The following is a 13,723-nucleotide window of genomic DNA, read 5'->3' as shown; positions in this document are numbered from 1 at the left end:
GGTGGGGGCCAATCTGGATTTTGTCCTCTGGAACCCGCGCGGGTTTCCGCCTAATGCTTGATCAAACGTAATCGGAGTTTTTGCCATGACGCTCGCCCGCGGTCGCCACCTGATGTCCATTCCGGGCCCAACCGTGATGCCCGATGCAGTGTTGAACGCGATGCACACAGCCGCCCCCAATATCTATGAGGGGCCGTTGCTGCAAATCGCCGAAGAAATCACCACCGGTCTGCAGAACGTGGCGCGCACCACTGCGATCCCGGCGATTTACATCTCGAACGGTCATGGGGTCTGGGAAACGGCTTTGGCCAACATGGTCGCCCCGGGCGATCAGGTTCTGGCGCTGGTCACCGGCCGGTTCGGGCAGGGCTGGGCCGAGATTGCCGAAGGCCTGGGTTTGGAGGTTGAGGTGCTGGGCTTTGGCACCGCCGCCCCGGTCGATCCGCAACAGGTTGAGGATCGCCTGCGCAAGGACACGGATGGACAGATCAAAGCCGTGATCACCGTGCATACCGATACCTCAACTTCGATACGCAACGATATCGCGGCGGTTCGGCAGGCGATGGATGCGGCCGGGCATGATGCCTTGCTGGCGGTGGATTGCATCGCCTCGCTGGCATGTGAGCCGTTCGAGATGGATGGCTGGGGCGTCGATGTGCTGGTGGCAGCCTGTCAGAAAGGGCTGATGACGCCGCCCGGTCTGGGCTTCAACTTCGTCAATGAAAAGGCGCTGGCGGCGCGCAAGACCCAGCCGCGCGTGTCGCGCTATTATGACTGGTTACCGCGTGTCTATCCGCAGGCGTTTTATCAGCGGTTCTGCGGAACGGCCCCGACGCATCATCTGCTGGGCCTGCACAAAGCACTTGAGATGTTGCAGGAAGAGGGGATTGAGGCCGTCTGGGCCCGCCATCAGGCCCTGGCCGAAATCGTCTGGTCCGCAATTGATGTGTGGTCCGAGCTGGGCGATATCCGTTTCAATGTCGCCGATCCGGCGCACCGCTCCACCTCGGTCACGACGCTGCATACCGCGCCCCGAGATGCCGTGCGGCTGCGGCAATGGTGTGAGACGCAGGCAGGGCTGACCTTGGGCATTGGCCTGACGCTGGGCGATGCCGGGCCAAATGCGGGCGACGATTTGTTTCGCATCGGTCATATGGGGCATCTGAGCCCGCCCATGATGATGGGCACGCTGGGCTGCATTGACGCTGGCCTGAAGGCACTGGGGATCGAGCATGGCGGCGGGGCGCTGCGGGTCGCATCAGAGCATCTTGCCGCGCGGGCTTAACTTCACCGTCTCTCGATCAATCAAGCATTGCAAATGTTGACGCATTGGCCTTGCGCGGAATCAAGACCAAAGGCCGCCGCGCATCGCCGAGCCGTCCCGTCGGCACGGCGATTGGGCTGGTCTTGGTGTGTGCATTGAGTGGTGCGCGCCGGTGGTGGGCATAAAGTGATTTGATCAAAGGGCGGATCGCCGCGCCACGGCTCGGCGATGCGCGGCTCGCACGTCTCTATTTAAGCGCGCGCCAGCCAATATCCCGCCGGAAAAACCCACCTGGCCAGTCGATCTGATCTGCGGCGGCATAGGCGCGATCCCGTGCCTCTTGTAGGTTTGTCCCGCGGGCGGTGATGTTCAGAACACGCCCACCGTTTGACACCAGATCATCCCCATCCAGCGCAGTTCCGGCATGAAAAACCTTGGTCATCGGATCGTCGATGCCATCCAGCCCGCCAAGCACATCGCCCTTGGCATAAGTGCCGGGATACCCCTTGGCGGCCATCACCACCGTCATGGCATGATCCTCGGCCCAATACACGCGGGCATCGGCCAGCGTCTCTTGTGCGCAGGCCAGCAGAGCATCCAGAATCTGCGCGCCCAGCCGCAGGCACAGCACCTGACATTCCGGATCGCCAAAGCGGACATTGTATTCCACCAGCCGCGCCTGTCCGTCGGCGATCATCACACCGGCATAAAGCACCCCCTGATAGGGTGCGCCCCGCTTGGCCATCTCTGTCAGCGTCGGGCGGATGATCTGGTCGAGTATCTGCGCCTGCAAAGCGTCGGTCATGATCGGGGCAGGGCTATACGCGCCCATTCCGCCGGTATTCGGCCCCTTATCACCATCATAGGCACGTTTGTGGTCCTGCGCCGTCCCGATAGGCAGAACATCTGTGCCGTCACACAGCACAAAGAACGAGGCTTCTTCGCCGGGCATGAATTCTTCGATCACCACTTCGGCCCCGGCCTCCCCGAAAGCCCCATCGAAACAGTCATCAATAGCCGCAAGCGCTGTTTCAAGGTCCATCGCAACGGTCACGCCCTTGCCCGCAGCCAGCCCGTCCGCCTTGATTACAATGGGCGCGCCCTGCGCCTGCACATAATCGCGCGCCGGACTGGCAGCATCGAACTTTGCCCAGGCCGCAGTTGGCACACCGGCTGCGTCGCAGATATCTTTGGTAAACGCCTTTGACGCCTCTAGCTGCGCCGCCGCCTGACTGGGGCCAAAGACCAGAAATCCAGCGGTCCGCAACGCGTCGGAGACACCGGCAGCCAGCGGGGCCTCTGGGCCGGTCACGACAAAATCGAACGCGCCCTCTTTGGTAAAATTTACAACACTTTCAGCATCTTCAATGTTCAACTTCACGCATTCAACAACCTCCCGCATCCCGGCATTCCCGGGGGCACATGTCAGCCGGTCGCATTTCGGATTTTGCGCAATCGCCCAGGCCAACGCATGTTCACGCCCGCCACTGCCGAGGAGTAGTATTTTCACGAAAAGCGTCTCCTTTGTTGATGCGAACCGGTTTAGGGCGGCGGACTGATCGGGGCAAGCACCAGCCGCAGCGAATTGCGCTTTCGCACGGCTGATACCGGCGCTAGATTGCGCTTATGTCCGATCTTATCGACGATCCCGCCCCGGGCCAGAACGCCCCAGAATTTACCGTCTCAGAGCTGTCCGGCGCGATCAAGCGGACCATTGAGGGGGAGTTTGCGCATGTCCGGATACGTGGTGAGGTCGGGCGCGTGTCCCGGCCCCGCTCTGGCCATGTCTATATGGACCTCAAGGATGACAAGGCGGTTTTGGCCGGTGTGATCTGGAAAGGGGTTGCGACCGGTCTGCGGACCCAGCCCCAAGAAGGGATGGAGGTGGTCGCAACAGGTCGCCTGACCACCTTTGCCGGGCAGTCACGCTATCAGATTGTGATCGACAGCATTGCACCTGCGGGTATGGGCGCGCTGATGGCGATGCTGGAAAAGCGCAAGAAGGCGTTGGAGGCTGAGGGGCTGTTCGCCGCAGACCGCAAGCGCCCCTTGCCCTATCTGCCGGAGGTGATCGGTGTGGTCACCTCCCCCTCGGGCGCGGTGATCCGGGATATTCTGCACCGGTTGCGCGACCGCTTCCCGCGCAAGGTGCTGATCTGGCCGGTGGCGGTGCAGGGGGAGAAATGCGCGGCAGAGGTTGCCGCTGCGATTGCCGGGTTCAACGCACTGACGCCGGGCGGGGCGATACCGCGTCCTGATGTGCTGATCGTCGCGCGGGGCGGCGGCTCGGTCGAGGATCTTTGGGGCTTTAACGAGGAAATCGTCGTAAGGGCGGCAGCAGGCAGCGCGATCCCGCTGATCTCGGCCGTGGGCCACGAAACTGATACGACCCTGATTGATTACGCCTCTGACCAACGCGCGCCCACCCCAACGGCTGCCGCGGAAATGGCGGTGCCGGTGCGCGCAGATCTGACCGCGCATCTGGCGAAACTAGATGAGCGCCGGATTGGGGCCATGTCGCGCCGTTTGGCCGATAGCAGCCAAAGGCTGCGGGATCTGGGCCGGGGGTTGCCCAAACCTGCGCAGATGCTGGCCGACCGTGTACAACGGCTGGATGCGATATCAGGGCGCTTGGAAAACGGGCTAAAAGCCCTTGTTCAGGAAAGAAAAATCCAGATTTCATCGGGCTTGTCCGGGCAGTTCGGGCCGGGGTTGTTGCGGGTTGGAATGACGCGGCGGTGGGACCGGCTGCAGGTTTTGCAGGTGGATGCCGCCCGGGCACTGCAACGGCGGGCCGAACGGTCCCGCGACAAGCTGACCGGTCAGCGTGTCTCGGTAGAGCCTTTGCGGCTGCTGGTCTCTGACTGGCAGCGGCAATTGGGTCGGATTTCCTCCGATCTTTCCCGCGCAATCCATCGACGTATTACTGATGAGAAACGCAGGCTAGACGCGGCGGAAAAGTTAAGGCAGACAATGGGATATCAGGCGACATTGAGGCGAGGATATGCCGTGGTCAGGCAGGATGACGGTGCGTTGGTGCAAACCGCGGCCGTAGCCCGCAAGGCCGCTGCGCTGGAAATTGAGTTTGCAGATGGGCGGGTCAAAACCGGCACTGCGCCGCGCCGCGGCACCAGCAAGGCCAGCCCGGATGATCAGGGTGAGTTGTTCTGATTCCGTCATGTTAAGTTTGGGATGATTCATATGCATGTGGTGATTGCTGGTGCCGGGATTGTCGGCGTCTCTGCCGCGATCTGGCTGCAACGTGCAGGGCACGAGGTGACCTTGGTCGACCGCACGGGTCCGGCCGCCGGGGCTAGCTATGGTAATGCCGGGGTGCTGGCGGCCAGCGCCATCCTGCCGCTGGTCACGCCCCAGACATTGCGCAGCCTGCCCGGGATGGTCTTCCAAGACTACGACTTTGATATACAGGTGCTGACTGGGGCAGAGGTCGCGGCGAAGGAGCCAATGCTGGCACAGGCCTTTGAGACGCTGGTGGTCTGTCCGAACCATGGCCGCATCTCGGACCCCGGGGCATATGTTGAGGCGCTGGCTGCCCATTTTGAGGCCGAGGGCGGGCAAATCAAGATCGCAGAGATTGAAGGCGTTGATACTGACGGGCCGTGTCCGGCACTGCTGGCAGGCGGGCAACGGATTGCGGGTGATCGTCTGGTATTGGCGCTGGGTGCTTGGTCCGGGGCGCTGGCGCGGTCCCTTGGTTTGCAGGGGCTGAAACTGGAGTCAGAGCGCGGCTATCATGTGGAGCTGATCGCCCCCTCCGACATGCCGCGCGCGCCGATTCTGGTCACCGAGGGCGAGTTTGTGATCACGCCGATGCAAGGCCGCTTGCGTGTCGGTGGTTTGGTCGAATTTAGCGGCCTAAAGGCCGCGCCACACGCCGCGCCAGAGGCGTATTTGCGCCGCCGAATTTCCCAGTTGATGCCGGATCTGACCTATGAGGATACAAAAATCTGGATGGGCCATCGCCCCGTGACAGCTGATGGCCTGCCGGTGATCGGACCGCTGGATGATAGGGGGCACTGTCTGGCAGCCTTTGGGCACCAGCATGTCGGATTGACGGCAGGGCCAAAGACCGGACGCCTTATCGCGGATATGGTGGACGGGCGGAAAGCCAATTCTGATTTGTCGCCGTTTTCGCCGGAGCGCTATCTGAAATGATCATGTGGGCGTTGTCAGACACCCAGATCAGGTGCGGGGCAGGGAACCGGTTCGTCATCTATATGTGACAGCCGGATCTCGGACGGGTCGCTGTCTGGCAGATGGCTGAGTCTGGCAAAAATGGTCTCATCCCGCCGGGTTATCAGCCAGCATTGCGGAAACGGCTCGTGTTCGTACACAAAACAAACGGCATCCCCATCTGCGTACCACTGGCCGGACGTACACGTACCATCGGGGTACTGCCAGGTGCTGGTGCGGTTCTTGTAGAACTGCTCTGCTCCGAAGGTCAGGCCGTCGCGGGTGAAATGCAGGGTTTTGCCTTCGCTTATGGACTGAAATTCGGCGGGGCCGACAATCTGGTCGGCCTGCGCAGGCAGCGCAGTACAAAGCAGCAGCAGGACAAAGCGCATCAGCCGATCAACTCCGGCCCGCAGGGCAGGCCCGTGTCGTCGATGCTGTCGACGGTTTGGATGGCCCCGGACATTTCGCCGCCCTGCATCGGAATGATCAGAATATCCTCGTCCGAGCGGGCATGACGGAAACACACAAAGTCATCGTCTTCCCAGGCAAAGCAAAATGCGCCATCGGTATGGGTCCAGATACCTTCCATACACTCCCCATCGGCCAGCGCGATATAGACCCGGTTGGTATTGGGGTCATAGGTCTCATGCGCCCAAAGCTGGTCGTCGATCCGGTAGGTTACGGTTTTGCCCGCGACCATGGCGAACCATTCCTCGCTGGGGATATCTTCGGCCTCAAGGGCGCGTAAATACAGGTCGGCCTGCCCACCAAAGACCAGCGCCGGGCTGGCAAGAAAGAACAACATGGCCACCAAAAAGCGCATCGCTTCGACTCCCTAATCTGATGCGCCGCAGTTTTGGGTATGGCGCGACCCGGGTCAATAGCGCAGCATTGACCTTTATGTGCGTTTGGCCTGAATCTGCTGAGATGCGTGAGACAAAGCACTATGGACCGGGCCACAACAAAGGCCCTAAATTTGAGCCCGGTCAGGGCTGGCGGCGGCATTGCTGGAAAAAGGCGCGGCGGGATCTGATCGGCACTGTCCCGCTAGAGATTGTGCGCGGCCGAATGCGCCGGGCCAAGGAACTGGGGTTGGCCTATCCGCAATATGCCTCGATCCTCAAGGGCGCGGGGCGTGACGTGACCGCGTTTCTGTTCACCCATCAGGGATTGCGGCTGAAACTGGCGCGGCGGTTGGAGATGCCGACAGAGGTGCGCGAAAAGCTATCCGGGCTGATCCGGTGCGATCGTCGGTACTGGCCCCGGAGGGCGAGGCTCCGGATGCGTTTGCCGTTGAGTTGCGGGAGGTCAGCGGTGTCAACTTTGCCGGGGCCGGGCGTACCCCCGGTTTGACGGCCGGTTGGGGGCAGGCGCGGCGCGATATCCTTGCAACCCTGAAACCTCTGGGCCTGCCAGCCAATGGCGTGGTTCTGATCGGCACCCAAGAAACAGAGCGTGGCTGGTCCAGCGCCGCGCGGCTGGGCGGTTTTCTGCCGCAGGCGGAGTATTTCGGAAACGGCCAGTCCGGGGAATGACCGGATTGCGCCGTGGCGGGCGCGGAAAAAGCCCGTGTTCTGCGAAAACGTGATGCGTATTCTCTTGCCTTTGTGGCCTGCGTCGATGTCACTGTAGTTCGGCAATACCATGGTTGCAGATGCACGGGGCGGGGGATCAGCATGACCAAAACACTGCTTTTGACCGGCGCAAGCCGCGGTATCGGTCACGCGACGGTCAGGAAATTTGCCGGTGAAGGCTGGCGGGTGCTGACATGCTCTCGCAATGCGCTGGATGACAAATGCCCCTGGCCGGGCGGCGAGGACAACCATATCCAGCTTGATCTGTCCGACCCTGCCGACACGATCAATGCGGTTGAGATCATCCGCGAACGTCTAGACGGGCCGCTGCATGCGCTGGTTAATAATGCCGGAATTTCCCCCAAAGGGCCGGATGGCGAACGTCTGAACACGATCACCACGGATTTGATGGATTGGGGAAAAGTATTTCATGTTAATTTCTTCGCGCCGATTGTTCTGTCGCGCGGCCTGCAGGAGGAACTGGTCGAAGCGAAGGGCGCAGTGGTCAATGTGACCTCGATCGCCGGGGCCCGGGTTCACCCATTCGCTGGGGCGGCCTATGCGACATCGAAGGCCGCCCTTGCCGCGCTGACCCGCGAGATGGCGCATGATTTCGGTCCGCTTGGGGTCCGCGTCAATGCCATCGCCCCCGGCGAGATCGAAACTTCGATTCTGTCACCGGGCACCGACAAGATCATCGAAAAGCTGCCCCTGCGGCGCATCGGCAGCACGGATGAGGTTGCGGATGTCATCTATTTCCTGTGCTCGGATGCGTCCTCTTACGTCAACGGAACCGAGATCGAGATCAATGGCGGGCAGCACCTATAGACCCGTTCCGTATTTGGCGTGGTAACGTGGCCGGATCGCCTATTCCCTGTACAGCTTGGGGTTGAGAGGCCGCTGTTACAAATCTGTAGCAAACCGACATAATCGTTGATTTGTTTGCGCACTGCACAAAGTCTATTTTTGTGAACCAAGACGCCTTGCATCGCGACAGTTTCAACATCGCAACCAGCGAGGCAACCAAAGAGGTCCTATCGTGCAGACAACGCTGAAAACAGATGTTCAATTTGTCGGTACTGGCTTGCATTCCGGCAGGCCCGTGCGAATGACATTGCGGCCCGCAAGCGCCGATGCTGGTATCTGGTTCCGCCGCATTGATGTCACTGATCGCGATAAGATGGTGCCTGCACGGTACAACGCGGTTTCTGACACGCAGCTGAACACCACCATCAGCAACGGGGCCGGGGTCAAGGTTTCAACCATCGAACATCTGATGGCGGCCATCGCCGGGACGGGTCTGCACAATGTGTTGATCGACATTGATGGACCCGAAGTGCCGATCATGGACGGGTCTTCCCGTCGGTTTGTGCGCGACATTCATCGCGCCGGACTGGTGAAGCTGGGGGCAGGAATTGCTGCAATCCGCATCCTGAAGCCTGTGCGCCATGAACAGGATGGGGCGGTTGCAGAGCTTTTGCCGCAGGACGACGGGTTCACCATCGATTTCGCGATTGATTTCCCTGATGCGGCTATCGGCCAGCAACAGCGTCGGCTGGATATGGCCAACGGCTCTTTCGCGCGGGAATTGGCGGATTGTCGCACCTTCTGCCGCAACAGTGATGTTGAAGCAATGCAAAGCGCAGGTCTTGCGCTGGGCGGTACGCTGGAAAACGCCGTTGTGGTTGAGGGCGATGCCGTTCTGAACCCCGAAGGGTTCCGCCGGACGGATGAATGCGTGCGCCACAAGATGCTGGATGCGCTGGGCGATCTGGCCTTGGCTGGCAAGCCGATCCTGGGCCTTTACAACGGCCAGCGTGCCGGTCACGGGGCCACCAACGCGCTGCTGCGCAAACTTTTTGCGACCCCAGACGCGTATGAGGTCATTGACTGCACACCTGAAATGGTTCGCGGCCTGCCAGGTTTCGGCCTGCGCGCCGTCGATTTGGCACGGGTTGGCTGATCCTGCGCATTTTGCGGGTTCCATCCTCTTTCTAACCCTTTAAGGTCTGTGCTAAGCACCGCGCGGGGGGCAGTCCTCCGTGCAACTATGAAGTAGCGGTCGGCATGAGCTTTTTTCGGTATTTGGTCATCATCATCCTGTTTGCCAGCACGCTGACCGGCTGTGGTCGCATCTTTGGCGGCGAAAAGGAAATCCCTGTCGAATCTCGTTCGGCGCAGGATTTATACGTCGCGGCAGAGCGTGATCTGGACGGCGGTAACAGCGTCCGCGCCGCACGTTTGTTTGATGAGGTAGAGCGCCTGTATCCCTATTCAGAATGGGCCAAACGGGCGACTATGATGTCTGCCTTTGCCTATTACGAATCTGGTCTGTTCAACGAAAGCCGCGACGCCGCGAACCGGTATCTGGACCTGTATCCGGCGGATGAAGACGCCGCCTATGCGCAATATCTGATCGCACTTAGCTATTATGACCAGATCGTCGACGTAAAACGCGATCAATCCCTGACCTTCGAAGCCTTGCAGGAGTTGCGTGAGACCATCGAACGCTATCCTGACAGCGACTACGCTGCTTCGGCCAGTTTGAAATTCGATCTGGCCTTTGACCATCTGGCGGGCAAAGAGATGGAGGTTGGGCGCTACTACCTGAAGAAAGGTCACTATGCTGCGGCCATCAACCGGTTCCGCGTGGTGATCGAAGATTTCCAGACCACCATGCATACGCCCGAGGCTCTGCATCGGCTGGTCGAAGCCTATTTGTCGCTTGGGTTGGTGGAAGATGCCCAGACTGCTGGGGCCATTCTTGGCCATAACTATCAGGGCTCGGTCTGGTATGAAGATACCTACAAGCTGCTGACGGATCGGGGGCTTGAGGCCAAGGATAGTGGCCGGGGTTGGCTGAGCCGTATTTACCGGCAGGTGATCCGGGGCAAATGGCTTTGAGCGCAGATGCTGCGTGAACTGTCGATCCACAATATCCTGCTGATTGAGGCGCTGGAGCTTGAGTTTCAGCCTGGCCTGAATGTCCTGACCGGAGAGACCGGGGCGGGCAAATCGATTCTTCTGGATTCGCTGGGCCTTGTGCTGGGCTGGCGCGGCCGCGCCGATGTTGTGCGCAGTGGGGCGGCTGAGGGTGAGGTCACTGCCGTATTCGATCTGCCCGACAACCATCCGGCCCGCGCTGTTCTGGATGAGGCCGAAATCCCCGCCGGGGAAGAGCTGCTGCTGCGTCGCCTGTCCTCTGCCGATGGACGCAAGCGCGGTTTTGTCAATGATCGCCGTGTCTCAGGCGAGGTATTGCGCGCGCTTTCCGACACATTGGTCGAATTGCATGGCCAGCATGACGACAAGGGGCTGCTGGACCCCCGCGCGCATCGCGCAATGCTGGACGCCTTTGGCGGGCTTGAGCCGCAGCGCGATGCACTGCGCGGGGCCTGGCGGATCTGGCGGGACGCGCAAGACCGGCTGGCCGAGGAAGAATCAAGTCTTGCCGCTGCTGCCCGCGATGCAGAATATCTGCGTCATTCTGCCAAGGAATTGGATGATCTCGACCCGCAACCGGGCGAGGACGAGGCACTGGATACCCGCCGCCGTCTGATGCAGGTCGCGGAGAAAATGCGCGAGGATATGGCGTCTGCCGAGGCCGCGATGGGCAATGACGGGGCCGAAGGGCGTCTTTCGGATGCGTTGCGCTGGCTGGAACTTGTCGATGGCCGGGCAGAGGGACGCTTGAAAAGCGCCATCGACGCGCTTGCGCGGGCCCTGAATGAATTGGGCGAGGCGCAATCGGCCCTAAGCCGCTTCGCAGAAGAAATAAGTTTCGACCCGCACGAACTGGAGGCCACAGAAGAACGCCTGTTTGCCATCCGCGCGCTGGCCCGCAAGCACAATGTGCAACCGGATGAACTGCCTGCACTGGCCGATGATCTGCGAACCCGGGTGGACAAGATCGACACCGGGGCTGCGCATATTGCCGCGCTAAAAGCCGAGGTGTCTGAAGCCGAGGCCGCCTACGGCAAGCTGGCCGAGGCGTTGAGTGCTGCCCGGCAGAAAGCGGCGGTTAAGCTCGATGCGGCCATGGCCGCCGAACTGGCACCGCTAAAGCTGGAGCGTGCCGTGTTCACAACGGCATTCGACGTCGCGGACCCGGGCCCGGACGGCATTGATGGCGTCGCGTTTACAGTGGCCACCAATCCCGGTGCGCCCTCGGGCCCGATCAATCGGATTGCCTCGGGCGGGGAATTGTCGCGCTTTCTTTTGGCGCTAAAGGTCTGCCTGACGCGGCGCGCCGAGGGTCTGACAATGATCTTTGACGAAATTGACCGCGGTGTCGGCGGGGCAACCGCAGATGCGGTGGGGCGGCGTTTGGCACAAGTTGCCGAAAGTGCCCAAGTGTTGGTCGTGACGCATTCCCCGCAGGTCGCAGCACTGGGCGCGCATCACTGGCAGGTCTCGAAATCGGTGACGGGCGACATCACCTCAACCCTTGTGCAACCCTTGACCGACGCAACCCGCATAGACGAAATTGCCCGCATGTTGGCAGGCGACCGGATCACGGATGAGGCGCGATCCGCTGCCAAAGCGCTGCTGGCGGGTTGATCAGATCAGCACGACCTGCGTGCCGATTTTGGCAAAGCCAAACAATTCCTCGATATGTTCATTGAACAGGCCGATACAACCGTTTGAGGATCGCCGACCGATTTTGCGCACGTCATTGGTGCCGTGGATGCGGTAATACTGCCAGCTGAGGTTCAGCGCATGGGTGCCCAGCGGGTTCTGCGGGCCGGGGCCGACATATTCGGGTAGCTCCGGGTTACGCTTCAGCATCTCGGGCGTGGGGCGCCATTCGGGGCCGTTTCGTTTCAGAACGACCTCTGTCCGACCACGGCGGGTCAGCTCGTCGGTCAGCGGAACGGAGGAGGGGTATATGCGGGTCGTGCTCTCATCCTCGGACCAGTAGAAAACCGCGCGCCCTCGTGTATCGCACAGGATAGCGCCGTTCTTCAGCGTTTCAAAATGCTCCCGCCATTCATGGGTGATAAAGCCCGAGACGCGGCGTTTAAGTGGTTCTTTGGGTTCGACGACAAGGCCGGTATCGGTGACCTGCTGGGCAATTGCGGGGGCTGCGAGGCTGGTGCCAAGGGCTGCAATGCCACCATTTGTGAAAGCTCTGCGGGATAGTGTCATGGACGGTGCTCGATTTGATATATTTTTCAAAATATAGCGCGACCTGCGGGACATCGCAATTCAACGTAGTGTGAGCGCGGTCGCCCGACGCATCGGGTAGGGTGGGTTTAAACCCACCCTACGGGTCGTGCGCGGCTCAGTTGATCTGTACGACTTTACCGGGGTTGAGGATGTTGTCTGGATCAAGCGCGCGTTTCAGTTGCGCCATCACGGACCAGCCCTCGCCATGCTCGTCGGCCATGTAGTTCATCTTGCCGACGCCGACACCATGTTCTCCGGTGACCGTCCCGCCAAGCTCCAGTGCGCGTTCGGCCATGCGGGCCGCCAGCGCTTTGGCCGTTTCCAGATCCTTCGGCGCGTCAGGCCGCAGCAAAAGGGCGGCGTGGTAGTTTCCGTCGCCGACATGGCCCAGGATTGGGCCAATCATGCCAGCTGCCTCGATATCCGCTTTGGTCGCCGTAATCGCCTCTGCCAGACGCGAGATCGGGACGCAGATATCGGTGGTCAGGGTCGTGCCACCCGGGTTCAGAGCCTTGGCGGCGAAATAGGCGTTATGGCGCATGTTCCACAGCCGGGTCCGGTCCTCTGCCTTGGTGGACCATTCAAACCCCGCACCGCCAAAATCAGCCGCGATCTCACTAAGCGTTTCTGATTGCTCTGCCACCGCTGTTTCACTGCCATGGAATTCCAGAAACAGATGCGGGGCGACGGGCATATCGGTGCCGAAATGCTGATTGAAGCCGTGGATTGAGATATCGTCGACCAGTTCCATCCGCGCCACCGGAATGCCCATCTGTATCGTCTGGATTGCGGTGTTCACCGCCCCCTTGATATCGTCAAAGCGGCAGGTCGCGGCCGAGATTGCCTCGGGCTGGCCGCGCAGGCGCAGGGTCAGTTCGGTAATAATTCCAAGGGTTCCTTCGGACCCGATCATCAGCTTGGTCAGGTCATAGCCCGCGGCCGATTTTGCCGCCCTTGTTCCTGTGCGAATGATCCGGCCATCGGCCAGAACCACCTCAAGCGCCAGGACATTTTCGCGCATGGTACCATAGCGCACCGCCGTTGTGCCCGAGGCCCGGGTGGCTGCCATCCCGCCCAGCGTCGCATTGGCACCTGGGTCAATCGGGAAGAACAGGCCGGTGGCGCGCAGATCGGTGTTCAGGGCCTCTCGCGTGACGCCGGGTTGCACAATCGTAAGCATGTCCTCAGCCGCCACCTCAAGCACCTTGTCCATGCGCGACATATCCAGACTGATCCCGCCCGAAATAGCCAGCGCGTTTGCCTCCAGCGAGGTGCCCACGCCCCAGGGAATGATTGGACAGTTTTCTTCGGCGCAGATGCGCACAATCCGGGCCACCTCGTCCGTATTGGCAGGATAGGCCACGCCGTCGGGCAATGTTTCGGGATAATAGCTCTCGTTGGTGCCATGCAGTGCGTGGCTTGCATCACTGGTTTCAAATCTGTCGCCAAGCGCCTTGCGCAAGCGGTCGATGGCCGTTTCTATGCTCATGAGAACCTCCTGACACCTGTCAGAAGTGTT

Annotated in this window: 14 protein-coding genes; 9 read left to right on the top strand and 5 right to left on the bottom strand. The window is 60.7% G+C overall.

Going from position 1 to position 13,723, the window contains the following annotated elements:
• The first annotated feature begins 85 nt into the window (after positions 1-85).
• Complete coding sequence (locus ACW9UQ_RS06525; RefSeq protein WP_458930199.1) at positions 86-1,285, top strand: pyridoxal-phosphate-dependent aminotransferase family protein; 1,200 nt, start codon at positions 86-88, stop codon at positions 1,283-1,285.
• A 226-nt stretch (positions 1,286-1,511) separates the two neighbouring features.
• Here the strand turns inward: ACW9UQ_RS06525 and purD are convergent, their stop codons facing one another.
• On the bottom strand, positions 1,512-2,774 hold the full coding sequence (gene purD / locus ACW9UQ_RS06520) for a phosphoribosylamine--glycine ligase (protein WP_458930198.1): 1,263 nt from the start codon (positions 2,772-2,774) through the stop codon (positions 1,512-1,514).
• Between the two features lie 116 nt (positions 2,775-2,890).
• Between purD and xseA the strand changes: the two genes are divergently transcribed.
• Together xseA and ACW9UQ_RS06510 are read left to right on the top strand one after the other, a co-directional pair.
• Positions 2,891-4,435 (top strand): exodeoxyribonuclease VII large subunit, encoded by a 1,545-nt coding sequence (gene xseA / locus ACW9UQ_RS06515; protein ID WP_458930197.1) that lies wholly within the window; start codon positions 2,891-2,893, stop codon positions 4,433-4,435.
• 30 nt (positions 4,436-4,465) lie between these two features.
• Entirely contained in the window at positions 4,466-5,440 is a 975-nt protein-coding gene (locus ACW9UQ_RS06510) for an NAD(P)/FAD-dependent oxidoreductase (protein ID WP_458930196.1), read from the top strand.
• Positions 5,441-5,454: 14 nt separating this feature from the next.
• Here the strand turns inward: ACW9UQ_RS06510 and ACW9UQ_RS06505 are convergent, their stop codons facing one another.
• Together ACW9UQ_RS06505 and ACW9UQ_RS06500 are read right to left on the bottom strand one after the other, a co-directional pair.
• Positions 5,455-5,850 carry a hypothetical protein gene (locus ACW9UQ_RS06505; protein ID WP_458930195.1) on the bottom strand — a complete coding sequence of 132 codons (396 nt, stop codon included), beginning with the start codon at positions 5,848-5,850 and terminating at the stop codon, positions 5,455-5,457.
• The gene (locus ACW9UQ_RS06500) at positions 5,850-6,284 is read right to left on the bottom strand and encodes a hypothetical protein (protein ID WP_458930194.1); all 435 of its coding nucleotides are present in this window, start codon (positions 6,282-6,284) and stop codon (positions 5,850-5,852) included. Before ACW9UQ_RS06500 ends, ACW9UQ_RS06505 begins: the two co-directional genes overlap by 1 nt.
• Positions 6,285-6,388: 104 nt before the next feature.
• Between ACW9UQ_RS06500 and ACW9UQ_RS06495 the strand changes: the two genes are divergently transcribed.
• The 6 genes from ACW9UQ_RS06495 (at position 6,389) to recN (ending at position 11,595) form a co-directional block, all read left to right on the top strand.
• Positions 6,389-6,814, top strand: coding sequence for a hypothetical protein (locus ACW9UQ_RS06495; protein WP_458930193.1), 426 nt, complete (start codon positions 6,389-6,391; stop codon positions 6,812-6,814).
• Positions 6,811-6,996 (top strand): hypothetical protein, encoded by a 186-nt coding sequence (locus ACW9UQ_RS06490; protein ID WP_458930192.1) that lies wholly within the window; start codon positions 6,811-6,813, stop codon positions 6,994-6,996. The genes ACW9UQ_RS06495 and ACW9UQ_RS06490 overlap by 4 nt, the downstream gene beginning before the upstream one ends.
• A 141-nt stretch (positions 6,997-7,137) precedes the next feature.
• Positions 7,138-7,863 (top strand): SDR family NAD(P)-dependent oxidoreductase, encoded by a 726-nt coding sequence (locus ACW9UQ_RS06485; protein WP_458930191.1) that lies wholly within the window; start codon positions 7,138-7,140, stop codon positions 7,861-7,863.
• Between the two features lie 211 nt (positions 7,864-8,074).
• The gene (gene lpxC, locus ACW9UQ_RS06480; RefSeq protein WP_458930190.1) at positions 8,075-8,998 is read left to right on the top strand and encodes a UDP-3-O-acyl-N-acetylglucosamine deacetylase; all 924 of its coding nucleotides are present in this window, start codon (positions 8,075-8,077) and stop codon (positions 8,996-8,998) included.
• A 104-nt stretch (positions 8,999-9,102) separates the two neighbouring features.
• Positions 9,103-9,939 carry an outer membrane protein assembly factor BamD gene (locus tag ACW9UQ_RS06475; protein ID WP_458930189.1) on the top strand — a complete coding sequence of 279 codons (837 nt, stop codon included), beginning with the start codon at positions 9,103-9,105 and terminating at the stop codon, positions 9,937-9,939.
• 6 nt (positions 9,940-9,945) lie between these two features.
• Complete coding sequence (gene recN / locus ACW9UQ_RS06470) at positions 9,946-11,595, top strand: DNA repair protein RecN (RefSeq protein ID WP_458930188.1); 1,650 nt, start codon at positions 9,946-9,948, stop codon at positions 11,593-11,595.
• Here recN and ACW9UQ_RS06465 read toward each other — a convergent pair whose 3' ends face one another.
• Together ACW9UQ_RS06465 and ACW9UQ_RS06460 are read right to left on the bottom strand one after the other, a co-directional pair.
• Positions 11,596-12,183 carry a L,D-transpeptidase gene (locus ACW9UQ_RS06465; RefSeq protein WP_458930187.1) on the bottom strand — a complete coding sequence of 196 codons (588 nt, stop codon included), beginning with the start codon at positions 12,181-12,183 and terminating at the stop codon, positions 11,596-11,598. It abuts the gene before it with no gap.
• A 136-nt stretch (positions 12,184-12,319) separates the two neighbouring features.
• Entirely contained in the window at positions 12,320-13,693 is a 1,374-nt protein-coding gene (locus tag ACW9UQ_RS06460; protein ID WP_458930186.1) for an FAD-binding oxidoreductase, read from the bottom strand.
• Positions 13,694-13,723 lie beyond the last annotated feature (30 nt).

It is taken from the genome of Halovulum sp. GXIMD14793 (genome assembly GCF_054457435.1).
Note: the sequence above shows the minus strand (reverse complement) of the source record. Positions and strands in the feature narration are given on the sequence as shown.

Bases quoted from the DNA above. Each gene is read 5' to 3' on its own strand.
- ACW9UQ_RS06485 (WP_458930191.1), top strand. From the start codon at position 7,138: ATGACCAAAACACTGCTTTTGACCGGCGCAAGCCGCGGTATCGGTCAC.
- ACW9UQ_RS06495 (WP_458930193.1), top strand. From the start codon at position 6,389: ATGCGTGAGACAAAGCACTATGGACCGGGCCACAACAAAGGCCCTAAA.
- ACW9UQ_RS06505 (WP_458930195.1), bottom strand. From the start codon at position 5,850: ATGCGCTTTGTCCTGCTGCTGCTTTGTACTGCGCTGCCTGCGCAGGCC.
- ACW9UQ_RS06510 (WP_458930196.1), top strand. From the start codon at position 4,466: ATGCATGTGGTGATTGCTGGTGCCGGGATTGTCGGCGTCTCTGCCGCG.
- recN (WP_458930188.1), top strand. From the start codon at position 9,946: ATGCTGCGTGAACTGTCGATCCACAATATCCTGCTGATTGAGGCGCTG.
- xseA (WP_458930197.1), top strand. From the start codon at position 2,891: ATGTCCGATCTTATCGACGATCCCGCCCCGGGCCAGAACGCCCCAGAA.
- ACW9UQ_RS06465 (WP_458930187.1), bottom strand. From the start codon at position 12,183: ATGACACTATCCCGCAGAGCTTTCACAAATGGTGGCATTGCAGCCCTT.
- ACW9UQ_RS06475 (WP_458930189.1), top strand. From the start codon at position 9,103: ATGAGCTTTTTTCGGTATTTGGTCATCATCATCCTGTTTGCCAGCACG.
- ACW9UQ_RS06460 (WP_458930186.1), bottom strand. From the start codon at position 13,693: ATGAGCATAGAAACGGCCATCGACCGCTTGCGCAAGGCGCTTGGCGAC.
- ACW9UQ_RS06500 (WP_458930194.1), bottom strand. From the start codon at position 6,284: ATGCGCTTTTTGGTGGCCATGTTGTTCTTTCTTGCCAGCCCGGCGCTG.
- ACW9UQ_RS06525 (WP_458930199.1), top strand. From the start codon at position 86: ATGACGCTCGCCCGCGGTCGCCACCTGATGTCCATTCCGGGCCCAACC.